This window comes from Chryseobacterium sp. CS2K3 (genome assembly GCF_059515185.1).
In genome coordinates this window covers 422,714-448,327 of record NZ_JCAKRW010000003.1, presented here as the reverse complement: position 1 = coordinate 448,327, position 25,614 = coordinate 422,714, and the positions used below count along the sequence as shown (strand labels likewise).

Genomic DNA, 25,614 nt, shown 5'->3' with positions numbered 1-25,614 from the left:
TTGATGATGGAATATACAATTTCATTCCCTGAACAATATCTCCCTCAAAACGTTCAGACAAAGAGCAATTTTGATTATGATACTCTTTTAAATACTCAGGGTTTTCAAGCTGTATTTCATTACAGAGATCAGCAAGGGATTGCCCTGATTTGGTGTAATAAATTATCATTGAATTTGTGTTTTTTATGATTACAAGTATACTTAAAATTGTTTAAAAGTTATATAGGTATTTTCCCCATATTTTGAATTATGTTTACAGTAATATATCCGTAAAGCAATAAAACCTATTGTATTATAACTTTTTGTCCACAATTAATTGGATGAATTGTTTTAAATATATAAAAAGAACATCTTTTATTATGAATCTGTTGCTCAATATTATATATGTTTAATGTAATAAAATTTAGAACCATTATTTTTAAGATTTGATTAATTTTGTACCATCATGGAAAATTCAAAGAAAAAAGCAGCTATAGGCTTTATATTTATTACCTTACTTATTGATATTACAGGGTGGGGAATCATTATCCCCGTTGTTCCTAAATTAATTGAAGAGTTGATTCATGCAGATATCAGTGAAGCTGCAAAATATGGCGGCTGGCTGGGATTTGCTTATGCATTTACTCAGTTTATCTTTTCTCCGCTTGTTGGAAACCTTAGTGATAAATACGGACGTAGACCCATTATTCTTATTTCTCTTTTCGGATTTGCTGTAGATTATATTTTTTTAGCATTGGCTCCCACGATCTGGTGGCTGTTCCTGGGAAGAGTTATAGCAGGAATTACCGGGGCGAGTGTCACCACTGCGAGTGCGTATATCGCTGATATTTCTACCGATGAAGACCGTGCTAAGAATTTTGGGCTGATTGGGGCTGCATTTGGTCTTGGATTCATTATTGGACCTGTTCTTGGTGGAGTTCTTGGGCATTATGGAGCAAGAGTGCCTTTCTATGCAGCAGCAGGGTTATGTTTGTTGAATTTCCTTTACGGGTACTTCATTCTTCCTGAAAGTTTGGATAAAGACAAAAGGAGAGAGTTTGACTGGAAACGTGCAAATCCTGTAGGTTCATTTAAATTTTTAGGAAAGCATCCGGAAATTTCAGGGCTTATTGTTTCTCTGATCCTGATTTATATTGCAGGGCACGCAGTACAAAGCAACTGGAGCTTCTTTACAATGTATAAATTCAACTGGTCAGAAAGAATGGTTGGAATCTCTTTAGGGGTCGTAGGATTATTGGTAGGATTGGTGCAGGGGCTTCTTATCAGATGGACAACTCCGAAATTGGGTGAGCAGAAAAGTATCTATTACGGGTTAGCTCTTTATGCAATAGGAATGCTGCTGTTTGCTTTTGCTTCTGAAGGATGGATGATGTTTGCCTTTTTGGTTCCTTACTGCTTAGGAGGAATCTGCGGTCCGGCTTTACAATCTGTAATCACTAAAAGCGTTCCTTCGAATGAGCAGGGAGAGCTTCAGGGAGCATTAACGAGTTTAATGAGTGCAACTTCCATTATCGGACCTCCGATGATGACGAATCTGTTTTACTTTTTCACGCATGATGAAGCGCCGTTTAAGTTCTCAGGAGCACCGTTCTTTCTTGCATTTATATTAATGTCATTAAGTGTGGTGATCACATATTCTGCATTTAAAAAGAAAGGAAAAATTTAAACAAATAATTACTCATACAATATATAAAGGGAAGCTACTAGCTTCCCTTTACTTCTTTGAAAAATCAATATTTAAAAAATTAAGGATACAATGATTTTACACCATTATTAACGATATTACTTCCTAATCCTGAAAATGATACAGAAAAATTGCTGGAATTAAAGCTTAGAGAACCTGTAGGAGTACAAAGCCCTAAAGCATATCGGCATTGCCCGTAAGCACCCGTTCTTTTTGTTATCTTACTTTCGCTTTTTGCTTTTCCAAGGCTGATATAAGCCCAGTCATTTACATCAGTATTGGAAACAGTAGACCCTGTATAATAAACTGTGATCTGGTATCCCATTTCACCTCTTTTAGAACCCCAAAGCCAGCTTGCAGTCCACCATTGTTTGTACCATTTAGAAGCTACTCTTGCAGCTGCCTGTCCTGATGAGGAATCTTCAGTAGCTCCTCTTATATCCATAATAACTAATCCTCCAAGAACGTTATCCCAAACAATCCCCGAGTCATTATAAAAACAAAGAGTGGTAAATTTTCCGGTTTTACTAGTCCAGATAATTTCCATTACATTGAGTCCGGTTTTGATTTCTTCCGTTGCCATTTCCTTTAGACCATTTTGTGCAAGGGTAAGGTCATCGCCTGTGTATACATCACCAATTCTTCCCATTTTTACGGATGAAGCCTCCGTTACATTTCCGGATGCAATAAACTGATCTTTATCTGTAATAAGGCTTTTGGAGATCTCAACCCCTTTTTGAGTAGAGATTTTTCCTATTACATTTACCCCTGAAATCTGTAAATCGCTTTTTAAATACTTTTCAAGACTTTTTTGAGATTCATCCAGTTGGGTCTGCACAATTCCCGGAACCGCCTGAGAGATAGGAGTTGTTTCTTTTTTCAGATCTGAAGTTGTAATTTTAGACTGAATAGTTTCCTGTTGAGAAAATTCATCGCTTTCATTACTACAGCTGTGGAATGTAAGTACCGATAGTACGGCTAGAACTTTAAAGCCGGTAATAAGTTTTTTCATAATAAATATTTTAATTAGGTTGTGTGTAGTAAATATACTTAATTGTTGTGTAATTCTCAATGTTTTGAATTAATTATTTGTTAATTAGTTTTTTAAGTGCTATATGTTTGTATTTAAGAATAGATAAAAACATAGGGATATACTAAGTTTTATATTGATAATTGTAATGAAAAAACTTCGGTTATAACATCCTTTGATGGGGTTCAATGTAAATCGTCAACTAGCTTATATTCATTGGGTTGATGCAATATATTGTGTTCTTACAACCATAAAATCTTAAAATTTGTTTAAATTTTTAGTTTACAGTAAATAAATGTATAATCTTTCGTAATTTTACAGCATGGAATTAAGCATTGGAGAAATGGCATTGATTGCAGTGGCAATCGTTGTATTATTCGGTCCGGATAAATTACCTCAGATAGCACGTGACTTAGGCGCAGGTGTGAGAAAAATGCGTGGGGCAGTAGAGGACATTAAAACTGAAATCATGAAAGAAACAGATAATCCTGTTTCCGAGATTAAGCGCGAGATTGAAAAGGTAAAGGATGCAGCCAAAGACTTTAATCCAATGAAGGACATCGAAAAAGATATTCTTACAGAACCTAATAACTCTGTGGCTTCTAACGAACCTCCTAAACCAAAACCTGTAGATGACGAAACCTACGAGGGACCTGTAAGCAGATAATATGGAGGAGATCATTCAGGAAGATAAACAGGTATTTCTGTACCTGAACAATTTAGGGGATCCAACTTTTGATCAGCTATGGATGCTAATTTCCAGTACCTGGATCTGGGTTCCTCTTTATATTATATTCCTTTATTTTTTATACAAAAATTATAAACTAAGATCTTTAGTTTTTATTCTTATATTTATTGCACTTGGAGCAACGGTTTCAGATCAGCTGGCTAGTGTTTTCAAATATGGGGTGGCAAGATTACGACCTTGTCATGATCCTACCTTGGAGCATCATATGAGAATTGTGAAATGTGGCGGGCAATTCGGATTTTATTCCGCTCATGCTTCCAATACATTCTTTTTAGCAGCCTTTTTAAGTATCGTACTGAAAAATAAGGTTAAATGGTTTCCATATGCTATATTTGTGTGGGCTATAGTGGTTTCCTACAGCCGAATATATTTAGGAGTGCATTTCCCGATTGATATTTTGGTGGGGGCGTTTGTTGGATCTTTATTGGGAGTGATATTTGGTGCACTCGCCAAAAAAGTAATCAACAAACAAAATATACCTTCATGAAAAAATCTTTATTACTTTTAGTTTCCCTTGGATTTTCGCTAAACATTTACGCTCAGGATAAAATAAAAGCAGAAGAATGCTTTAAAAAAGCCGATTATAAATGTGCAGAAGAACAATATTCCAAATTGGCGGAAAAAGAACAGATTCAGAAATTTCAATCTGAATATTATAACAATCTGGGAACAGCGCAAAGAAGATTAGGAAAAACAGAACTTGCCTTTAAATCCTATGAATCAGCTTTAAAAGCAAACCCTTTATCAGCTCCTGTATATGCAAATATTGCCTCATTACACAGTCAAAAAGGGAATAAAGTAAAAGCGCTGGAGTATATTGAAAAAGGACTTCAGGTTGATGATAAAAATCCTGATTTCTATCTTACCCGTTCCAAAATCTATGACAGTCAAGGAAAAAAAGACCTTGCAATTAAAGACCTCAATCAGATTCTGACCTTTGCGCCGGATCATTTATTTGCACAAACCGGATTGGCAAATCTGAAAAAAAATAACGGGGATCTTGAAGGTGCTTTGAAAGATTATAATCGACTTATTGCTGAGAAGCCAGAGTCATTGCTGTACAATGGTCGTGCTGATGTTTATCTGAAAATGAAAAAATATAAAGAAGCACTTACAGATGTCAATAAAGCCATATCGATTGATGCAAAGTTTTCCCAATCTTATGTAACCAAAGCATTGATTTTATTTGATACCGCCAAACCTAAAGAAGCTTGTGAATATTTAGATAAAGCAGTCGGATTAGGCTATGAAAAAGCCGTGCTTGCTAACTTTTATGCTAAATGTACCAAGAAGTAATAAATAAATGACAGAAGGAAATTTACTTCCTTAAAAGTCATTTTTTAACCATCAATAAAAGCAGCTGAATAAGACAGATCGTTACATTCTGCTGTTTTTTTAATTCAGTAAAGTAAATAGACATGTTGAATATTGTTCTTGTAGAACCTGAAATTCCTAACAATACGGGAAATATTGGAAGATTATGTGTAGGAACTGAGAGTAAGTTACATTTAATTCATCCGTTTGGATTTGTGATTAATGATAAAAATCTAAAGCGGTCCGGATTAGATTATTGGGTGCATCTTGATGTCACTGAATATGCCAATGTAGAGGAGTGGGTGAAAAGTATTCCTGATCCGTCACGTGTTTTCCTGATGAGTTCTCATGCAGAAAAGTCTTATCTTGAAAATAATTTTCAGGAAGGTGACTGGCTGGTATTTGGAAAGGAAAGTGTAGGATTGAGCAAAGAAGTGCTGGATCAGTTTGAAAATCATTTAACCATTCCGATGTCTAACCTTATCAGAAGTTTTAATATTGCAAACTCTGTCGCTTTTGTAGTGGGAGAAGCAAAAAGACAAATAGGTTTAAAGAACTAATTTTAATACCATTATCCTGTGAATTTTAGTCAATTAAGCCGGATAATGGTATTTCCTGTTAATCATTATGGTATGGTTTCCCCTGTAGAATCTGATCCGCTCTGTAAAGTTGTTCAACGATAAATAATCTGATCATCTGATGAGTGAATGTCATTTTAGAGAGCGACATCTTTTCATTAGCTCTGCTGTACATATCCTCTGAAAAGCCGTAAGCTCCACCGATAAGAATGTGTATTTTTTTTACAGAAGAATTCATCCAGGTATCTATTTTCTGAGAGAATTCACGGCTGGTAAACTGTTTCCCTTTTTCATCAAGAATGACCACAAGGTCGTTTTTATCAATGTGATTCATAAATAACTTAGCCTCCTCTTTTTTGAGAAGGTCCGGAGACAGATTTTTAGCATTTTTTACATCAGGAATTTCCGTAATTTCAAAATTCCAGTGTTTGGGAAGACGGTTAAGGTAATAATTGATCAAAGATGTAATTTCCTTATCATCTGTTTTGCCGATACAAAGTAAACTGATTCGCATTGTGAAAAATTTCAGGTGGCAAAGATAAGGGTTTTAAAGTTTAATATTCCCATTCAATCCCTGCTACCTATCATTGGTAATCTGTGGTCTATTTAATTTAATTCCCCTACCTTTGTAAAAAGACAAGCAAATAGATGGGTGTAAAGGTTCCTAATTTTATTTTGAAGATTCAAGATTTTTTTGATGACATTCATATTCCTGTATTGGGGATATCGCTTTGGCAGATGTTTCAAATCTATATTTCGGGTATTTTCAAAGGGAAAATCGGTAGAAAGGCAGCGGCTATTTCATGGAGCTTTACCATAAGTTTATTCCCTTTTCTTCTTTTCCTTCTTTCCGTATTGCCATATATGCCTCACTATGACAAGTTGCAGTTTTATATCTTTGATGTATTGATGCATAATGTATTCCCATCCAATATGGAAGGGGATGTAAGAGGGTATATTGAGACCAATATCATCCCGAATATGAAGGGGATCAGTAATCTTACCATTGTTTTGGCGCTTATATTTGCGACAAACGGTACTTTTTCTTTAATTAATGGGTTCAATGAAAATACAGAAGAAAAGCTGAGTGATGTAAAGGAATTTATTCTTTCATTCTTTATTACTATAGGATTTATTACGATTGTATTTCTGGCGCTTTTCGGCATCTATTATTCTGAGGTGGTAATGAAGCTATTTACCCCTGCTTATGATGTTTCATGGCTGGTAGACAACCTTTCCAGTATTATTGGATTTGTATCCTTTCCGTTGTTTTATTTCATTCTTTTGACCTTATTTTATTGGCTGGGAACCGTGAAGATTATCAGATTCAGACAAGCTATTCCGGGCGCTATACTTACCACGATATTATTTGTGGTTACTACCTATATTTTTGCAATTTATGTAAAAGATATTGCCCGATATAACGTTCTTTACGGGTCTATTGGAAGTATGATCCTGTTGATGGTTTGGGTGAATGTCAATGTGTATCTTCTGTTATTTGGAAACGAATTGAATATGGCGATCCGAAAGCTCAGAATAGAGAAATTACTTTCAGATGAGATTCAAAAGGAAACAACAGGGTATCATGCTCAAATCACGGAACCTGATTTTAACAGTGGTGAAGAGCACCAAAGAAAACTTGAAAACAATAAAAAAGATTAGTCTTAATAATAGATTATTGTTAAAAATAAATCGGGGAATCAATACAATTGATTCCCCGATTCTTATGTTATTCTTTAAGTTTAAAATTAAATGGACCTTAGTCCTCTTCTGGTTCAGCATTTCCTTTTGAGCTTACACTTAAGATGCTATATCCTAAAATAGCTGCAATAAAAGAGGCGATCAGAATAGCAAATTTAGCTTCATCCTGAATAAGAATTTCTCCTTTAAAGGAAAGTAATGCGATGAAAATAGACATGGTAAATCCAATCCCGGCAAGTAAACCTACACCAATCATTTGAGTCCAGTTACTGTTTTGGGGTAAAGAACTAAGCTTTAATTTAATAGCAATTAAAGAGAATAAATTAATTCCGATAAGTTTTCCGAGAACTAGCCCGCAGATGATTCCCAATCCTAATGTGCTTGTAATTCCCGCCGCCATTTCACCTGAAAAAGTAATGTTGGTATTCGTTAAAGCAAAAATAGGCATGATTAAAAAGCTTACAGGAATATGAAGCTGATGTTCCAGTTTTTCCAATGGTGAAACTTCTACATTAGAGGTATTTGTCGGAATGGAAAAAGCAAGTAAAACACCTGCTATTGTCGCATGAATACCTGAATGATGCAGAAAATACCATAGGAATAGCCCCGGGATAATGTAAAATATTGTTTTGGTTACTTTTAAAAAGTTTAAAATAAACAGAAGTGCTGTTACTGCAAAAGATAATAAAAGATAGGTCCAATGGATCTGATCTGTATAAAAAATCGCAATTACAAGAATAGCTCCTAAATCATCTACAATAGCTAAGGCAGCAAGGAATATTTTAATGGAGTTAGGGATTTTCTTTCCCAGCATGGAAATGATCGCCAGTGAGAAGGCGATATCTGTCGCCATAGGAATCCCCCAGCCATTGCTGTATTCTGTTCCTGTGTTGAAAATACTGTAAATTACTGCAGGAACAAGCATTCCGCCCACTGCTGCAAAAATAGGTAAGGAAGCATTTTTAAAAGATGAAAGCTCACCTTCTACAAGCTCTCTTTTAATCTCAAGACCCACCAGAAGAAAGAATACTGCCATAAGACCATCATTGATCCAGATGCTGACAGGATATTCAAGTCCAAACAGATGGGTTCCAACTTCTTTATCTAAAAAGTGCTGAAAGCTTTCTGCGGCTGATGAGTTTGCAATAAGTAATGAAATAAGCACACAGAAAATAAGTATGATTCCTGATGCCTGACTGTTATTGAAAAAATTTTTAAAATATTGTGATAAATTCATATTTATGATTGTACTCGTCTCACCCTGGAGACTCCATTAATACTTTTAAGTTTTTTAAAGGTTTCTTCTAACTGACCTTTATTTTTAACTTCAAGATTGATGTTTCCGGTGAAAACGCCATTATTGGATTCTATGGACATGCTTTTCATATCCATTCCCATACTTCCGCTGATGACGGTGGTAATATCATTGATCATACCCATTCTGTCAAGCCCCTCAATTTCAATTTTTACTCTGTTTTTGAAGCTTTCTGCGTTGACCCATTTTGCAGGAATGACACGATAGTCATACTGTGCTCTAAGGTTGATGGCATTAGGGCAGTTGTCGCTGTGAACTTTAATTCCGTCAGAAATAGTAATGAATCCGAAGATTTTATCTCCGGGAATTACAGTACAGCATTTTGCATATGTATAATTCAGCTTTTCCTCATCTTTCCCAAAGACAATCATGTCTAGGTTTTGTTCCTTCGGTTCCTCGAATTGAACATTTTTGGAAGGAGATTTTCTGAATCTTGAAAGTAAATTGTTGAATACGTTCTTACTTTCAATGTATTTTCTTAAACTGCTTGCATCCAGTTCATTACTTTGGAATTTCAGGAATAGTTCCTGTGATGATTTTAAATTGAAGAACTTCTGTAATTTATTGATCTCTTCATCATTGAAATTGATTTTCGCATGACGAAGCTTTCTTTGTAAAGTTTCTTTTCCTTCTTCTACCAGCTGGTTTTTCTGTGAATTCAGGTAACTTTTAATCTTAGACTTTGCTTTTGAAGTAACAACAAATTCAAGCCAGTCGGACTTAGGTTTTTGATTCTGAGAAGAAAGAATGTCTATCTGATCTCCATTCTGAAGAACATAAGAAATAGGAACCAGTTTTCCATTGATTTTAGCTCCTAAACACTTCATTCCCAAATCGGAGTGAACGGAGAAGGCGAAATCTAAAGCGGTTGCATTGGTTGGTAAAATTTTAATTTCTCCCTTCGGCGTAAATACAAATACTTCTTTTGAATAAAGATTAAGCTTAATATTATCCAAAAGTTCAGATGTAGAAAGATTCTGCTGCTGTTCTAATACTTCACGGATTTCCGTAACCCATTTTTCAAAATTACGGTCATCGGAACTTTGTTTGTAGCCTTCTTTATATTTATAATGTGCTGCAACTCCTTTTTCAGCAATCTCATCCATTCGTTCTGAACGAATCTGTACCTCAATCCACTTTTTATCAGGACCTAAAACCGTTAAATGTAAACTCTCATATCCTGTAGAACGAGGTTGGGTGATCCAGTCACGCATTCTGGATGGGTTACTGTGATAAACATCTGTAACTATGGAGTAGATCTTCCACGCCAGAAATTTTTCATTTTTAGCATCAGATTTATAAATAATTCTGATCGCATAGTTGTCAAAGACTTCTTCAAATGAAACTCCCTGTTTAAGCATTTTCCTGTAAATGGAAGAAATAGCCTTAGCACGACCTTTGATTTTAAAGTTTAATCCTTCTTCACGAAGTCTCTCAGAAACTTCTGTTTTGAATTCTTCGATATATCTTTCACGGCTTTCCTTGGCGAGTTCCAATTTCTCCGTGATCTCATTATAAACTTCGGGATTATTATACTTTAGAGAAAGGTCTTCAAGCTCAGATTTGATATTATACAACCCAAGACGGTGCGCCATTGGAGCATAGATATACACCGTTTCTGAAGCAATTTTTTTCTGCTTGTCCGGAGCCATGCTTTCCAGCGTTCTCATATTGTGAAGACGGTCTGCAATTTTGATCAGAATCACTCTGAAATCTTCAGATAATGTCAATAACAGTTTTCTGTAATTTTCAGACTGAACAGAAATATTCTGATGATTCATGATGGAGATTTTCGTCAATCCATTCACAATATTGGCAATCTTATCCCCGAAGATTTTTTTAAGATCTTCGTACGTATAATCGGAGTCTTCAATAACATCGTGCAAAAGTGCACAGGCAATGGAAGTAGCACCCAAGCCAATTTCTGTCGCTACAATTTTGGCTACAGCGATAGGGTGGTAGATGTAAGGTTCTCCAGACTTTCTCCTTTGATCTTTATGAGCATCCAACGCAATGTCAAATGCTTTTCGGATGAGCTTATTGTTTTCCTCATCCAAAGTCCTGTATGTATTAGAAATCAGATCCTTATATCTGGCAAGGATCTCCTTGTTTTCTTGTTCTAAATCGTAACTCATTTGTGCAGATGCCTATATTTAGACGAAAATACGAAATTTTTTGCTTTTTTCAAACATAAAAATCCGTAGCGCCCGCTACGGATTTCGGTTATCAGATTTTATATCGATTAGAATTTTACCTCTGAATTCATACCATCACTTGAAGTTTTAATCTTAATATCCGGGCTGTTGTGGATTTCAGCCCTGTTTCTGGCATCAATGTACTTTTTAAGAGTGTCATAATTTGCCTGATCGATACTCATATTTTCAAATAGATAGGTTTTTATTACCGTATTCTGCAAAAAAATGCTCCGGGCACTTTCTGCCTGGCTATTATCTTTTACTGCAACGCTAGCCAGGTACTGAGCGTTGTGTGGGTCACTGCTAAGGTATATAATATAATCTGAACTTGGGAATCCTGAGTTTTCCAGATCATTTTCCAGCTTTTTGTAATCGCTATGGTGCTCAAATAGCCCAGCTAATATATTTGACATAATTAATGGGTTTTAAAGTTCTGATTAAAGTTAGTAATAATTTTTCTATTTTTTAGTATTAATCTAATAAAATTCACTTATTGATGTTTTATCTATAAAGTAATGTTAAAGTGTTTAATAATATCTATTGAACGTGTGTTTGATTTTGAAAATTAAATAATTTTAATGTGTTTTTGATGGCTTTGTAAATTGTCTCTAATGAACGTAGAATGAAAGCAATTACTGTCTGTTAACTCTAATTTGGCTTCATAATTTTAGAGCTTAATTGCGTATTTCTTTAGGATTATTTTTGATTATAATGTCATAGAATTTAATTTCCCAAAAAAATAAAAAGACCGTTTCTATTGTGAAACGGTCTTTATTTACTATTTAATTTTTAATTAAATTCTTTCGTTTTTAATTTCTTCTACAATTTCCGGGTTCAATAATGTACTGATGTCTCCAAAGTTACTGAAATCACCTTCAGCAATTTTTCTCAGGATTCTACGCATAATTTTACCTGAACGTGTTTTCGGAAGCCCTGAAACAAACTGTATTTTGTCGAGTTTCGCAATAGGACCTATCTGGTCGGAAATCAATTGATTGATCTCTTTTTTAAGATTTTCCTTATCACGCCCTTCTCCGGTTTCTTTAAGCATTACGTAACCATACAATGCATTTCCTTTAATGTCATGCGGATATCCTACGATTGCAGATTCTGCTACGGCAGGGTGTTGGTTGATACTATCTTCAATAGGTGCAGTTCCTAAATTGTGTCCGGAAACGATAATTACATCATCCACACGTCCGGTAATTCTATAATAGCCTACCTCATCTCTTAAAGCTCCGTCGCCGGTAAAATATTTACCCGGGAAAGCTGTAAAGTAAGTTTCTTTGTATCTCTGATGGTCGCCCCAGATTGTTCTTGCAATTCCTGGCCATGGAAAACGGATGCATAGGTTTCCTGTTACCTGATTTCCTGTAATTTCATTGCGTTTATCATCCATTAAAACAGGTTGTATTCCTGGTAAAGGTAATGTAGCGTAGGTTGGTTTTGTTGGAGTAACAAAAGGGAGAGGGGAGATCATAATTCCTCCGGTTTCGGTTTGCCACCATGTATCTACAATCGGGCATTTTTTCTTTCCTACATGATCATTGAACCAGTGCCATGCCTCATCATTGATGGGTTCTCCTACAGATCCAATGACCTTTAGTGAGCTCAGATCGTGCTTGTCTACCCATTCTGCGCTTTCCTTTGCTAAAGAACGTATCGCAGTTGGTGCAGTATAGAACTGAGTAATTTTATGTTTTTCGATTACTTCCCAGAAACGATCCGGCTCCGGATAAGTAGGTACACCTTCGAAGATTACTGTGGTAGCACCATTCAACAATGGACCGTAAAGAATGTAGGAGTGTCCTGTGATCCATCCGATGTCTGCAGTACACCAGTAAATGTCATTTTCTTTATAATTGAATACGTTTTTAAAAGTATACGCAGTGTAAACCATGTAGCCTGCGCAGGTGTGAAGCATCCCTTTAGGCTTTCCGGTAGAACCTGAAGTATAAAGGATGAAAAGAGGATCTTCAGAATCCATGATTACCGTAACGAAATCCGGTGAAGCTTTTTCGTAAAGGTCGGCTAGCCAGTAGTCTCTTCCTTCTTTCATTTTAATTTCGTTGTGAGTTCTCTTTACAACAAGCACTTTTTCAACAGTAGGTGTTTTTTCCAGGGCTTCATCTACGATACTTTTTAAGTCTAAAACTTTACTTCCTCTGTAGCTTCCATCTGAGGTAATAACCATTTTAGCTTCACAGTCATTCACTCTTGAAGAAACGGCAGAAGCTGAGAATCCTGCGAAAATAACAGAATGTACAGCTCCTAATTTAGCACAGGCAAGCATAGTAACTGCCAATTCAGGAATCATAGGAAGGTAAATACACACTCTGTCTCCTTTTTCGATTCCCATATCGCGTAGAACATTGGCTGTTTTGTTGACACGGGTATATAATTCGTTGTAGGAAATATGTTGTGCTTCTTCTTTCGGATCGTTCGGTTCCCAAATAATGGCTGTTTTTTCTCCTCTTACGGTAAGGTGTCTATCGATACAGTTTTTGGTGATATTAAGCTTGGCGTTTTTGAACCAGGTGATCTTTGCTTCATTCATGTCATACTTAACGACCTTACTCCATCTCTGGTACCACACAAAGTTTTGATCTGCTACTTTATCCCAGAATTTCTTCGGGTTTTTAATAGACTTTTTATATTCTTCAAAATAATGCGGTAAATCTTCTATTAAGTAATTTCTCATATCCTTTTTCGTTTTTTGAAATTTGAATTGTATTGTTAATTTGTTAATCTTTTGCTTGATTTTAATTTTCAGACATTCTTTTAACAGTAGGTCTCAAAATTTTAGATTGGTAATCTTTAAGCTCAGAAATGATACTTAAATATATGTTTAATTTTTTGGTTAACCCCTATATTCCCTGATTTTCTCTTGAATTTCTTCAATGATTTTTTCATCATCAATAGTGGACGGAACCTGAAAATCTTTACCGTCCAGTAATGTTCTGATAAGTTTACGGAGTATCTTTCCCGATCTTGTTTTAGGTAAGCGTTTGACAACCATTGCGTTTTTAAGAAAAGCTACCGCGCCTATCTTTTCACGAACCATCTGAATAATTTCCTTTTCAACATCTGCTTCCGAAATAGTGGTTCCGTTTTTTAAAACAATGGCTGCAAAAGGTACTTGTCCTTTCAGCTCATCGTCAATACCTACAACAGCGCATTCTGCAACATCAGGATGTGATGAAACGATTTCTTCCATCTCAGAAGTAGAGAGTCTGTGTCCTGCAACATTAATGACATCATCCACTCGTCCCGTAATGAAAATATAGCCGTCTTCATCCTGTATCGCACCGTCGCCGGAGAAGTAATATCCTTTGTATTGGGATAGGTAACTCTTTTCAAAACGGTCATAGTCTTTCCAGATTCCAAGCAAGGCACCTGGGGGAAGAGGAAGTTTGATCACTAAATAACCTTCATGATGCGGATCAAGTTCCAGCCCGTTTTCGTCAAAGATTTTAATGTCATATCCCGGAATTGGTTTTCCGGCAGAGGCTCTTTTAATGATATAATTTTCATCAAAGGTCAATAATCCCAGCATAGGCGATCCCGATTCTGTCTGCCACCAGTGATCAATAGCAGGAACTCCGATGTGTTCTGCAAACCAATCCAAAGTAGCAACATCACATCGTTCACCTGCTAAAAACTGTTTTTTGAAATGTGACAGATCATATTTTTTAACCAATTCTCCATGAGGATCTTCTTTCTTTATTGCTCTTATGGCGGTAGGAGCCGTAAACATGGCAGACACTTTATATTCCGAGATTATTCTCCAGAAAGTTCCTGCATCTGGTGTCATAATGGGTTTTCCTTCAAATACTATAGTTGTATTTCTGTTGAGTAAAGGTCCGTAGACAGAATAACTATGTCCCACTGCCCATCCGAAATCAGAAGCCGCCCAATAGGTTTCACCAGGCTCAATACCATACATGTATTTCATAGAGAACTTTAAAGCGGTTGCATAACCACCTGTATCACGTACGATGCCTTTTGGTTTTCCGGTAGTTTCCGAAGTATAAAGCAAATAGAGCGGGTGAGTGGATTCTACGGGTATGAAGTCGGCAGGTTCGGAATTTTGAACCAGTTCTTCGTAATCGAGAAGTCCTTCAAACATTTCATGTTGATTATCTACCAGTTTTCTGTTGTAAACAATGATATTGTCTACTTTATCCTGTGCCAGCTCAATCGCTTTTTCTACTAATGGGAGGTAGGGAATCCTTTTGGCGATTTCTATTCCTGCCGTTGCAGTGATTAAAACCTTAGGCTTACAGTCATCAATTCTTACTACCAATTCATGAGGGGCAAAACCTCCAAACACCACATTATGGATAACTCCAATTCTTGCACAGGCTAGCATAGCAAAAAGCGTCTGCGGAATCATTGGCATGTAAATAACAGCGGTATCGCCTTTTTTCAACCCTAGGGAAGCTAATCCTCCTGCAAATCTGGCAATTTCCTCTTTTGCCTGGTGGAATGTATAGCTTTTCTTTTGTCCGGTAACCGGGGAATCATACACAACGGCAACCTGATCTCCAAATCCGTCTTCAATATGTTTGTCAATGCATAAGTAGCACATGTTCAACTTGCCATCAGAAAACCATTGAGGGTAATCATTATCATCTTTTGAAAGGATCTTTTGTGGGAATTCAAACCAGTGGATTGCTTCAGCCTGTTCCTTCCAGAAATTTTCTTTGTTTTCTATGCTCTGTTTAAATAAAATATCGGTTTTCATATCAATAATTGTGTATTTGGAGGGTAACGTTTTCATTTAAAACATCTCTTCAATCTGCTGCATCAGCTTTTTAATTGAGTAAGGTTTAGTTACATAAGCATCAGCGCCCATTTCTATTCCTTTTTCAATATCTCTGGGATTATTTTTGGCACTCAGGAAAATTACTTTAGTATCTTTCAGTTTATCATTTTGTCTGATGATATCTAAAGTGCTGTATCCATCCAGATTAGGCATCATGATATCCAGAAGTATAACATCAGGAATCATGGTCTTTAAGAATTCAAGAACTTCTGTTCCGTCGCGGGCAATGAAAACATCATAGCCGTTTTTCCTGAAGCTGTATTCCAGCGACATTAGTATTTTATGCTCATCATCTGCAATAATTATCTTTTTCATAAAGGCTTTTTAAAGGTGTTCAACTTCATTTTTACTCTCGTGTATTATCTTTTCAGGAAGGCTGATGGTAAAGGTGACTCCAAGTCCGCTGTTTTCAGCTTTTATACTTCCCTGGTGTGCCTGTACTATTTTTTTTGAAATGGCTAATCCAAGTCCGCTTCCTGTTGGTTTTAAAATGTTTTGATTTTTAGACTGATAAAACTTATCAAAAATCATTTCAAGATCCTCTTCGGGAATATGTTTTCCCGTATTGAAAATAGTGATCATTAGCTGATGGTCTTTTTCAAACAGCTTAGTCTGTATTGTTCCTTGCTCATCTGTGAATTTTAGAGCATTTCCCCAAATATTCTGAAATAACTGGATCATTCTTGCTTCATCATATTCAAATATAAAATGATTCAAAAGATTAACCTCACTTAAATGAATGTTTTTCTGCTGTATCAGATGGAGTAGAGGATTTAAAGCCTTTTTGTAGGTTTCAATAATATTATTCTGTTGAATATGTAATGAAATCTCACCGTGTTGCAGCTTATCAAGATAAAGAATGTCGTTAATAATTTCACTCAGCCTATCAGATTCTGTAATAATATTATTTAAAAACTCTCTTTTGATATCCAATGGAATATCGTCATCATCTGCTAATATTTCCCCTGCCGAACGAATCGCCGTAATGGGAGTTCTCAATTCATGAGCAACAGAATCTAGGAAATCGTCTTTCTGACGGTCTTTCACAATAAGGTTTTCATTGGCTGTTCTCAGGTCATCTGATAGTTTTTGTAATTCTTCAGATTGTTCCGTAAGTCTTTTGTTTAAGCTGATGTTTTCTTTTGATTCTTCCAGGATATTTAAAACTTCTTTTAAAGATATTTTATCTTCTTTCGTTACCCCTTCGATTAGAATTTTGGCAGATGCCGTTCCGATTCTTCCTGCTAACAGATTTTCTGAGAATTTAATAAACCTCGAATCAGCAGTTTCGGTTTTAGAATCAATATTATATTTTAAATTAAAAATCCTGAGTGCCTGCTCAGTTTTATTTTTACCTAAAAAACGTTCCAGGATGTTCTGAATATCAGAAATATAAGCGGTTCCTCTCCAGATAAATGCATTCTCATGATTTTGAATATATTTGTCAATGTCTACATAAAGCTCGGCAAAGTTTCTTTCACGGTAATTTCCTTTAGTACTTACAGAAATAATCGTAAACAAACCCGTATTCACTAAAAGTGACCAGAAGAAAATCTGTGGAATCCTTGCCAGATAAGGAATGGTAAAGAAATCAAAAGAATCATACATATCTCTTAATACCCCTTTGAATTCTTGGTTGTAAGAGAAATAATACTGTGGAATAATCAATCCGAAATAACAGATGGCAAGTCCTGCTGCCAGTCCGATCACGGCACCTTTATAACTTCCTCTTCTCCAGAATAAGGCTCCGAAAAATGCTGGTGCCAATTGGGCAATTACCACAAAAGACATTAATCCTACAGAGTCCAGCGATTTTCTGATGATAAAGTATTTATAGAAAACAAAAGCCATGATGATCAAAGCGAAAATACTGAACTTTCTGATATTGGTAATGCTTCTTGTATTTTGTTCCTCATTCTCGGATTTAAACTTTCCAAGCAATCCGTATGGAATGATCAGGTTGTTGGAAAGCATGATAGATAGAGTGATGGCAGAAATAATAATCATGGAAATACACGAACTCAGCCCACCAAGAAAAACCAAAACCGTGATTAATGTATTATCAAAATGCTGAGGGATTAAAATAGAGTAGAATTCAGGATTGACTTTTTGTCCGTCAAAAATTAATCTTCCACCCCACGCAATCGGAAATATAAATATCGTGAAAATCAATAAATAAAGCGGAAAAAACCAGATCGCTGTTTTAATGTGTTTCTCCTGTCTGTTTTCAACAATCGCAGTATGGAATTGTCGCGGAAGAATACAGATTGCAGTGGCAGAGATCATACATAAAACCATCCAGTTCATGGCTCCTTCAATACCGTTGAAAGTGTTTTTTTCTTTAAAATCTTCAAACTGGCTCGCCTTCTGGTAAATGTCTGTGAATCCGTCAAAAACATAATAGATCACAAATAACCCAAGAATAATAATGAAAAACAGTTTCAAAAAACTTTCCAGCGCAATGGCTGAAATGATTCCCAAACGCTTTTCCGAAGCATCTACATAACGTGTTCCGTAATAAGATGAAAAAAGAGCAATAAGAATAACAACGAAAGTCGCATTATCCGTCAGAATATCCTGTGACATTGGAGTTTCCGTTACCAAATGAAAGGTTTCAGAAATTGCTTTGATCTGTAACCCAATGTAAGGAACTATAGCAAGAAGGCAGACAATTGTAATGATAGCACTGAATTTTCTGCTGTTTCCGTATCGTAAGGATATAAAATCCGCAAGACTACTGATTTTATTGACTCTGGAAATCCTTACAATTCTCGTATTTATATAAATCCATGCAGGAATAATCATGATGGGACCAATGTAGATAGGAAGGTAATTTAATCCACTGGTAGCCGCTACGCCAATGCTTCCGTAATACGTCCATGCCGTACAATACACAGCTAATGACAGTGCATAAATATAAGGATTGTTGATCCAAAGCTTACTTCTTTTCTTCTCTGCCAGGTGAGCAACTAAGAAAAGGAGAGCCAGATAAAACAGAACCACGAAAAATAAAGCGAAACTACTCATCATGTTTTTTTACGATTACAAAGGAAATCACGATGGAAATCATCCAGACAACGAACAGATAAATCAGAATCATAGGATAGCCTAAAACTTCCCGGTCACTATTGAAAAGGAGCGAAATAGGAATGCTGAAGGCAATCATCAGTCCGATGCTCAGAATAATCAGCTTTTGTTCGTGTCTTTTTTTCATAAATGATGATTCGTAAAAGATAATTGATGAACAAGCATCTTTGCCGTTCATCAATTATCCTGTAGCTTTTTAATTAAATTTTGTCGTCAGAATATTCCCCCGTTATAGCATAATATCCGAAAACAGCCATTCCGCCAGAGATAATCGGCATCAGTACAAATAAGATAATAATACCGAAAACCAGATCTTCCTGTTTTCCCGAAGCTATCTTGGGGATTCCCATTACAGTAATTCCGAAATATCCCACGATCACTGCTATTGCGATCCAGAGAATACCTAATATTTTTTTTAGTCCGTTCATTTTAGTAGTTTTAAAATTAATAAAAATTTGAGTGAATCAGTGATTAATCGTGAAGATTATTGTTCTTATTTTTAAGATAAATTAATCCGATGATGAAACATACCGCTGCAACCCCAATCGGATACCAAAGCCCTTCCAGATACCAGGTAGCATGTCCCGCATCTTTTCCTGTGGTAACCAGATAAGTTGCTACAGCCGGTAGAAGTCCCCCGAATACCCCGTTTCCAATATGGTAAGGTAAAGACATTGAAGTGTATCGGATTCTTACCGGGAACATTTCAACAAGGAATGCAGCAATAGGACCGTAAACCATTGTTACAAATATCACCTGTACAAATACCAGGAAGACTAAGTACCATTTTGTGTCATCACTTACTTTTACAGATTGAGAAACCTTTGCTTCTTCAGCCTTTCCGTCTTTTATTACCGGACCGCTTGGAGACCAGTGAACAATACTGTCTTTCTTGATTAAAGTTCCGTCCGTGAAAAGAGTTTCTTTGTGGAAAGTAACAAGGCTGTCTGTTGCAATATTATTGTGAATTTTGGCTGTTCTTTTTTCTGTAATTCCGTTGGATGCAATCACTTTATTTTCAAGATTTACACTTTTGAACATGCTGTCATAAATAGGTCTGTATGCTAAAATTGCAATAAGCATTCCCGTCATCATTACAGCTTTTCTACCGATTTTATCAGAAAGCCAACCGAAAAACACAAAGAAAGGAGTTCCTAAAAACAAAGCTGTAGCCATCAGATAATCTACCTGGGTAGAATCTATGTTCATTACTTTTTGCATGAAACTCATCGCATAAAACTGTCCTGTATACCAGATTACCCCTTGTCCCATTGCCGCTCCGAAAAGAGCAAGAAGAACAAATTTGAAGTTATATTTATTTCCGAAACTTTCCTTTAATGGATTTTTGGAAGTTTTTCCCTCACTCTTAGCTTTAGCGAAAAGCGGAGATTCTTTCATATTCTTTCTGATGATATAAGATACAGCAACCATTAAAATTGAGATCCAGAACGGAATTCTCCATCCCCAGCCATCAAACTCTTCAGGAGAAAGTGTGGTTTTGGTAATTAAAATAACAATTAGTGAAATGAAAAGCCCTGCTGTAGCAGTAGTTTGAATCCATGAAGTCCAGTAGCCTCTTCGATGAGGTTGTGCGTATTCAGCAACATAGGTTGCGGCACCTCCGTATTCCCCACCAAGTGCTAAACCTTGTAATAGTCTAAGAATTAAAACGAGCACAGGAGCCATAAATCCAATCGTTTCATAGCTTGGGATACATCCTATCAGAAACGTAGAAAATCCCATGATCAGTAAAGTAACAAGGAAAGTGTATTTTCTCCCGATAAGGTCTCCCAGTCTTCCAAAGAATAGAGCTCCGAAAGGTCTTACTACAAATCCTGCCGCAAAAGTAGCAAGCGTAGATAAAAATGCAGCTGTAGGATTATCCGCAGGGAAAAATTTAGTTGCTAAAACAACCGCTAAACTTCCGAAAATGTAGAAGTCATACCATTCTATAAGTGTTCCGAGAGAAGACGCAGTGATCACGCTCCATATGGTGCGGTTTTTCTGCTTATCAGTCATATTCTCGTAGCTTTCGTGATGATTTTCGCTCATATTGATTCGTTTTTGATGTTATTGGAATAGGATTTTGATTTGAATTTTTTTGAACTGTTAAGAGGTTTTAAGTAATTAAAATTCTTCATTATTCTTAATGGTTCAGATTTTACAGGTAGATTTGGAACTGTACAATGAATTCTCCTTTAGAAGATGGTTTTTCAGTAGGATTAGTATAAACAGGTCTCGTTGAATATTGTGTGGTAATTTTTGCATGATGCCCATCAATAAACCAATTGGCTCCTACATCAAACTGGGATGAAGATTTTTCGAATGCTTCAAAATTTTTGTGAGTATAAGCCGCGAAAGGCTGTATTCTGATTTTGGGCTTTTCTGCCTGACTTGGTAATAGTAAACCAGCTTGTGCGTAGATAATATTACCTGTTCCGATAGTCGGCTGTAGATTTCCCGGACCAGCAATGGCTTTATTACCTATGAAATTAGGATCTGTAGCCGCAATATTCATTGTTCCGAGATTTCTTACATAATTAGGACCAAAATTATAATTGTAATATCCGGCATACGCTGAAACTGCCATTTTGTTTTTAGCCTCTCCTAAAGGAATATCTGCAAATGCATCTACGGCAAAAAGGCTGATGTCATGCTTTTCAATATTAGAATTAACAGAAGTTCTCGTTCCGTCTTTCTGGTGATAAAAACCTGCGCCTACATTGAAAACTTTCTTCGTTCCCAGATACGAACCTACTTTGAAAGGTAATGTATTGGATTCTTCATCAAGGAATTGATATTCAACATAACCAGCCTTTGAAAAATTAGGGTTTCCGTTGTTATCTACTGCTACAGCCTTTGAAGGATCTGTTGTATTTACCGGAGTAAGATCTGTTGCAAAAGGTTTATTTAAGCTAAAACGATATTCAAGCTTGCCGTATTTTCCTTTGGCAAACATTCCGATTTGTCTTGCAAACTGATCCGAATTGTCAATTAATGGCCACGAGAAAACGGGTGAGTCAACGGTAAGGAAATTCAAAGTAGAAGCCATTGTCATACGGGAAAGTCCCATGTAATAATGAAGTCCCGCCCCTAAAGATAAACTGAATTTTCCTGCTTCTCCAGGTAAAATAACTGCGTACTCATTCCAGGCATCATGAAAAAATAACTGTGTTTTCTTTCCGTTTCCATAACCTCCTGTACCTGTGGTTCCTGTAGCGCCGCCATTAATGAAGGTTTGGTTATTGATCCCGAAATGTAAGAGGATCATATATCTTTTAGAGATTTGTGCGTATGTTAAAGCACGTAATCGCCTGTTTCCCATGTTCCAGGTATTGTCTGTAGCTTCACCACCAACCATACTTCCTGGATTCATCTGGCTGTTTCTCAACCAAAGCTGATCCCATAAAATAAATCTGATGAATTTGTCTCCCTCAGGATTGAGGTTTACTTTGAGTCCACTGCCATAATCAGGAGAGCCTTGTGAATATACAGAACTGCTGATTAAGGCTATTCCAATGAATGTAAGTAATTTCTTCATAAATTATTAATTTTTGGCGTTGTTTTTTGTGAAAGCCAAATTGGAATTAATAATTTATTTACGAAAATTTAATATATATTACTGCTAATAATATAGTTATATAAGGAAAAATAAAATTAAATACTCTGCAAAGTCTATTATCTGTCTGTCTATTATCTATTTATATATCTCTTATTTCTTAAACCTTTCCCACTTAATCAACATATATTTATCTGCAAACTGAGTGATAATAATACCCGAATTTTTAATATTCTCTTCCTTTGCAATGTATTCTATTAATTCATTTTGTTTCAGGATTTTATATACAGGATGAAATTCTGAATGAGGGGGACGGGTAATATTATATTTTTTGATCCATGCGCTGATGGTTACATGAGAAACACCGATAATTCTCTCGATTTCGCGATAGCTTAAGCCTTCCAGATAAAGTTGTAAAGCTTTAGTGACATAATAATCATCAATCTGTTTTCCAAGTTTTTTAACCGTAAAATAATAGTTGCAATTCTTACAATGAAACCTTTGCTTCTCATTGATAATTCCGCTTTTAACGATCTTATTGCTCTTGCATTTTGGACAGGTATTTTCCATAGCTATATTATTTTAGCAAATATATAATAAATTAGCAAAAATATATTTTCGAATAAAGATAATTTTACCTGTTTAAATTTTTAAAACAAAAAAAATATCTTTTTAATTTGGTTTTTATAGAAATTATATTTTAAATTTGCCAAAAAATTTAGATAAATAAATGGAAATAGAAATTTCCTCATGCGAACATCTAGTGTATGTGAGTGAAATACAGCAGGAAATGTATGATTCTGCACAGCGTAGAGGAACGGGAATCGCAAAACGTTCCATAGAATATTTGAGTAAAAAGATTTCAGAAGGCAATGCTGTGGTTGCTACTGAAAACGGTGAGTGGGTAGGCTTCTGCTATATAGAAACCTGGTCACATGGGAAATTTGTGGCAAATTCGGGATTGATTGTATCTCCCAAATTCAGGAACGGTGGAGTAGCGACTCAGATCAAACATAAAGTTTTCCAATTATCTAGAGAAAAATATCCTGAAGCGAAAGTATTTGGGTTAACAACAGGTCTTGCGGTAATGAAAATAAACAGTGATCTGGGATATAAACCGGTGATCTATTCTGAACTGACTCAGGATGAAGAGTTCTGGAACGGTTGTAAGAACTGTGTGAACTATGATATATTAATGAAAAAGGAACGCAAAAACTGTCTTTGTACAGCAATGTTATTTGTTCCTGAAAATGAAAAAAAAAATGAGGTTGTAAACAATCAGCCTGAAAATAAATATTATGAAGAAAAAAGTCATCTTAGCGTTTAGTGGAGGTTTAGATACTTCTTACTGTGCTAAATATCTTAGTGAAACACTGGGGTATGATGTGTATGCAGTCACTGTAAATACCGGAGGTTTTTCTAAGGAAGAGGAGAAAGAGTTGGAAAGAAAAGCTTTAAATCTTGGGGTAAAAGAATACAGGTGCGTAGACGCTCAGGAAGATTATTATAATTCTTGCGTGAAGTATTTGATTTTCGGGAATGTATTGAAAAATAATACCTATCCTCTTTCTGTGAGCGCTGAACGTACAATTCAGGCACAGGAAATTGCAAAATATGCAATTGAAGTATCAGCAGATGCCATTGCTCACGGAAGTACGGGAGCAGGGAATGATCAGGTTCGTTTTGATTTGATTTTCCAGGTGATGTGTCCGAATATTGAGATCATCACGCCAATCCGCGATATGGCTTTGTCTCGTGAAGAAGAAATTGATTTTCTAAAAGCACATGGCTATGAAATGGAATTCCATAAAGCACAATATTCAGTGAATAAAGGACTTTGGGGAACCTCTGTAGGAGGAAAAGAAACTTTAACATCGAGAAATTATCTTCCGGAAGAAGCATTTCCATCCCAAGTTCAGGAAACTCAACCTTCAGAATTGGAGATCGAATTTAAAAATGGAGAAGTAATAGCAGTGAATGGAGAAAACTTTGAACATTCTGTATATGCTATTCAAAAGATAGAAAAACTGGCTTCTGCTTACGGAATTGGACGTGATATTCATGTGGGAGACACAATTGTAGGAATTAAAGGAAGAGTTGGATTTGAGGCAGCGGCAGCATCAGTAATTATTAAAGCGCACCATTTATTGGAAAAACATACGCTTTCAAAATATCAGCAAATGATGAAGTCTCAATTGTCTGACTGGTATGGAAACTGGCTGCATGAAGCGCTTTTCTTAGATCCTGTGATGAGAAATATTGAATCTTTCTTAACGGACTCTCAGAAAACGGTAAGTGGAAAAGTATTTGTAACCCTTCATCCTTACAGATTTGTTTTAAACGGAATTGAATCCGATCATGATTTAATGTCTGATAAATTCGGAAGCTATGGAGAAGCAAACAGAGCCTGGACGGGAGATGATGTAAAAGGATACACAAAAATTGTGAGCAATTCCCTAAACATTTATCACCAGATCAATAAAAATATCAACTAAAGTTCCGAAGGAACGATTTAATACCAAGATAGGACGCAGTCCTATTAGTTTAAATATGAAAAAAACAGTAGGAATAGTTGGTGCCAACGGTTATACAGGAAGTGAGTTAATACGCTTACTGGCTTTTCATCCCCATGTGACATTGAGTTTTTTATATAGTCGTTCGAATTCGGGGACAAAAATTTCGGATCTGTACCCGGATTTAACGACGGTTTGTGAAATGGTTCTGACCAACCAGACAGAAGAAGTAGATATTATTTTTCTATGTCTTCCTCATAAAGAAAGTCAGAATTGGTTAACTCAAAATTCGGTACATGAAGAAACGCTGGTAATTGATTTGGGAAATGATTTCCGTCTGGATGGAAATTTTGGAAACAGAAATTTTATCTACGGCTTACCGGAAATCAATAAAAAACAACTTTCGGGTTCAAAAAGTATTGCCAATCCGGGATGTTTTGCCACTGCGATTCAATTGGCATTATTACCATTATCAGAAAAAGGATTGTTGAGCGATGTTTTTACCACAGGAATTACAGGTTCCACGGGAGCCGGACAATCTTTGCAGGCAACAACTCATTTTACATGGAGAAATGATAATGTATCAGCCTATAAAACTTTGACGCATCAGCATGTAGATGAGATTTTACAACAGTTGATTTCATTTAATAATAAAGAAGTAAACCTGAATTTTGTTCCATGGAGAGGAGATTTCGCGAGAGGGATTTTTACAAGTTCTACCGTGAAAACTGATTTGGAATTGAAAGAGATAGAGCAATTATATCAGGATTTTTATGCAGAGGAGCCTTTTGTTACAGTAAGTGAAAGGGCGATTGATTTAAAGCAGGTTGTCAATACCAATCGCTGTGTGATTCAGATTGAGAAGAATGGGACTGTTGCCGTTATTCATTCAGCGATTGACAATTTGTTAAAAGGAGCTTCAGGACAGGCGGTGCAAAATATGAATATTGCGATGGGCTGGGAAGAAAATATAGGTTTGAATTTAAAGCCAATAGCATTTTAATACAGTAATGTACCAACTGATATTACGGGGAAAACTCGAAACTCGAATCCCGTATCATT

Annotated in this window: 23 protein-coding genes; 9 read left to right on the top strand and 14 right to left on the bottom strand. The window is 36.1% G+C overall.

What is annotated here, in order from left to right; all coding sequences use genetic code 11:
• The first annotated feature begins 445 nt into the window (after positions 1-445).
• Entirely contained in the window at positions 446-1,666 is a 1,221-nt protein-coding gene (locus AC5YGG_RS07355) for a TCR/Tet family MFS transporter (RefSeq protein ID WP_496143873.1), read from the top strand.
• Between the two features lie 79 nt (positions 1,667-1,745).
• On the opposite strand, the gene AC5YGG_RS07350 is transcribed toward AC5YGG_RS07355, so the two are convergent.
• On the bottom strand, positions 1,746-2,696 hold the full coding sequence (locus AC5YGG_RS07350) for a hypothetical protein (protein WP_496143872.1): 951 nt from the start codon (positions 2,694-2,696) through the stop codon (positions 1,746-1,748).
• 340 nt (positions 2,697-3,036) lie between these two features.
• Here AC5YGG_RS07350 and AC5YGG_RS07345 point away from each other — a divergent pair, with 340 nt between their 5' ends.
• From AC5YGG_RS07345 to AC5YGG_RS07330, 4 genes are all read left to right on the top strand, one after another.
• A complete protein-coding gene (locus tag AC5YGG_RS07345; RefSeq protein WP_065393969.1) occupies positions 3,037-3,381 on the top strand; it encodes a Sec-independent protein translocase subunit TatA/TatB in 345 nt (114 codons plus the stop codon).
• Position 3,382: 1 nt separating this feature from the next.
• Positions 3,383-3,949 (top strand): phosphatase PAP2 family protein, encoded by a 567-nt coding sequence (locus AC5YGG_RS07340; RefSeq protein ID WP_496143869.1) that lies wholly within the window; start codon positions 3,383-3,385, stop codon positions 3,947-3,949.
• Positions 3,946-4,758 carry a tetratricopeptide repeat protein gene (locus AC5YGG_RS07335; protein WP_496143867.1) on the top strand — a complete coding sequence of 271 codons (813 nt, stop codon included), beginning with the start codon at positions 3,946-3,948 and terminating at the stop codon, positions 4,756-4,758. The genes AC5YGG_RS07340 and AC5YGG_RS07335 overlap by 4 nt, the downstream gene beginning before the upstream one ends.
• Positions 4,759-4,880: 122 nt before the next feature.
• Positions 4,881-5,336 (top strand): tRNA (cytidine(34)-2'-O)-methyltransferase, encoded by a 456-nt coding sequence (locus tag AC5YGG_RS07330; RefSeq protein ID WP_496143865.1) that lies wholly within the window; start codon positions 4,881-4,883, stop codon positions 5,334-5,336.
• A gap of 58 nt (positions 5,337-5,394) precedes the next feature.
• On the opposite strand, the gene AC5YGG_RS07325 is transcribed toward AC5YGG_RS07330, so the two are convergent.
• Positions 5,395-5,868, bottom strand: coding sequence for a 23S rRNA (pseudouridine(1915)-N(3))-methyltransferase RlmH (locus AC5YGG_RS07325; RefSeq protein ID WP_496143864.1), 474 nt, complete (start codon positions 5,866-5,868; stop codon positions 5,395-5,397).
• Positions 5,869-6,002: 134 nt separating this feature from the next.
• Here AC5YGG_RS07325 and AC5YGG_RS07320 point away from each other — a divergent pair, with 134 nt between their 5' ends.
• Positions 6,003-7,016 (top strand): YihY/virulence factor BrkB family protein, encoded by a 1,014-nt coding sequence (locus tag AC5YGG_RS07320; protein WP_496143862.1) that lies wholly within the window; start codon positions 6,003-6,005, stop codon positions 7,014-7,016.
• Positions 7,017-7,113: 97 nt separating this feature from the next.
• On the opposite strand, the gene nhaA is transcribed toward AC5YGG_RS07320, so the two are convergent.
• The 12 genes from nhaA to AC5YGG_RS07260 form a co-directional block, all read right to left on the bottom strand.
• Entirely contained in the window at positions 7,114-8,292 is a 1,179-nt protein-coding gene (gene nhaA / locus AC5YGG_RS07315) for a Na+/H+ antiporter NhaA (protein WP_496143860.1), read from the bottom strand.
• A gap of 2 nt (positions 8,293-8,294) precedes the next feature.
• On the bottom strand, positions 8,295-10,505 hold the full coding sequence (locus AC5YGG_RS07310; RefSeq protein WP_496143859.1) for a RelA/SpoT family protein: 2,211 nt from the start codon (positions 10,503-10,505) through the stop codon (positions 8,295-8,297).
• 107 nt (positions 10,506-10,612) lie between these two features.
• Entirely contained in the window at positions 10,613-10,978 is a 366-nt protein-coding gene (locus tag AC5YGG_RS07305; RefSeq protein ID WP_496143858.1) for a hypothetical protein, read from the bottom strand.
• Between the two features lie 380 nt (positions 10,979-11,358).
• Entirely contained in the window at positions 11,359-13,299 is a 1,941-nt protein-coding gene (acs, locus tag AC5YGG_RS07300; protein WP_496143882.1) for an acetate--CoA ligase, read from the bottom strand.
• Between the two features lie 126 nt (positions 13,300-13,425).
• Positions 13,426-15,312, bottom strand: coding sequence for an AMP-binding protein (locus AC5YGG_RS07295; RefSeq protein ID WP_496143856.1), 1,887 nt, complete (start codon positions 15,310-15,312; stop codon positions 13,426-13,428).
• Positions 15,313-15,348: 36 nt separating this feature from the next.
• Positions 15,349-15,708 carry a response regulator transcription factor gene (locus tag AC5YGG_RS07290; protein ID WP_496143855.1) on the bottom strand — a complete coding sequence of 120 codons (360 nt, stop codon included), beginning with the start codon at positions 15,706-15,708 and terminating at the stop codon, positions 15,349-15,351.
• 9 nt (positions 15,709-15,717) lie between these two features.
• On the bottom strand, positions 15,718-18,420 hold the full coding sequence (locus AC5YGG_RS07285; protein ID WP_496143880.1) for an ATP-binding protein: 2,703 nt from the start codon (positions 18,418-18,420) through the stop codon (positions 15,718-15,720).
• Complete coding sequence (locus tag AC5YGG_RS07280; protein ID WP_496143854.1) at positions 18,413-18,607, bottom strand: hypothetical protein; 195 nt, start codon at positions 18,605-18,607, stop codon at positions 18,413-18,415. Before AC5YGG_RS07280 ends, AC5YGG_RS07285 begins: the two co-directional genes overlap by 8 nt.
• A 73-nt stretch (positions 18,608-18,680) precedes the next feature.
• A complete protein-coding gene (locus AC5YGG_RS07275; protein WP_496143853.1) occupies positions 18,681-18,908 on the bottom strand; it encodes a DUF6814 family protein in 228 nt (75 codons plus the stop codon).
• Between the two features lie 43 nt (positions 18,909-18,951).
• The gene (locus AC5YGG_RS07270) at positions 18,952-20,532 is read right to left on the bottom strand and encodes an MFS transporter (protein ID WP_496143852.1); all 1,581 of its coding nucleotides are present in this window, start codon (positions 20,530-20,532) and stop codon (positions 18,952-18,954) included.
• 109 nt (positions 20,533-20,641) lie between these two features.
• Positions 20,642-22,021 (bottom strand): porin, encoded by a 1,380-nt coding sequence (locus tag AC5YGG_RS07265; protein ID WP_496143851.1) that lies wholly within the window; start codon positions 22,019-22,021, stop codon positions 20,642-20,644.
• Between the two features lie 171 nt (positions 22,022-22,192).
• Positions 22,193-22,609 (bottom strand): IS1/IS1595 family N-terminal zinc-binding domain-containing protein, encoded by a 417-nt coding sequence (locus AC5YGG_RS07260; RefSeq protein ID WP_496143850.1) that lies wholly within the window; start codon positions 22,607-22,609, stop codon positions 22,193-22,195.
• Positions 22,610-22,769: 160 nt separating this feature from the next.
• Here AC5YGG_RS07260 and AC5YGG_RS07255 point away from each other — a divergent pair, with 160 nt between their 5' ends.
• From AC5YGG_RS07255 to argC, 3 genes are read left to right on the top strand one after another with little or no spacing between them, the layout of a single operon-like run.
• The gene (locus AC5YGG_RS07255; RefSeq protein WP_496143848.1) at positions 22,770-23,366 is read left to right on the top strand and encodes a GNAT family N-acetyltransferase; all 597 of its coding nucleotides are present in this window, start codon (positions 22,770-22,772) and stop codon (positions 23,364-23,366) included.
• The gene (locus AC5YGG_RS07250) at positions 23,338-24,534 is read left to right on the top strand and encodes an argininosuccinate synthase (RefSeq protein ID WP_496143846.1); all 1,197 of its coding nucleotides are present in this window, start codon (positions 23,338-23,340) and stop codon (positions 24,532-24,534) included. The genes AC5YGG_RS07255 and AC5YGG_RS07250 overlap by 29 nt, the downstream gene beginning before the upstream one ends.
• A gap of 55 nt (positions 24,535-24,589) precedes the next feature.
• On the top strand, positions 24,590-25,555 hold the full coding sequence (argC, locus tag AC5YGG_RS07245; protein ID WP_496143844.1) for an N-acetyl-gamma-glutamyl-phosphate reductase: 966 nt from the start codon (positions 24,590-24,592) through the stop codon (positions 25,553-25,555).
• The last annotated feature ends 59 nt before the right edge of the window (positions 25,556-25,614 follow it).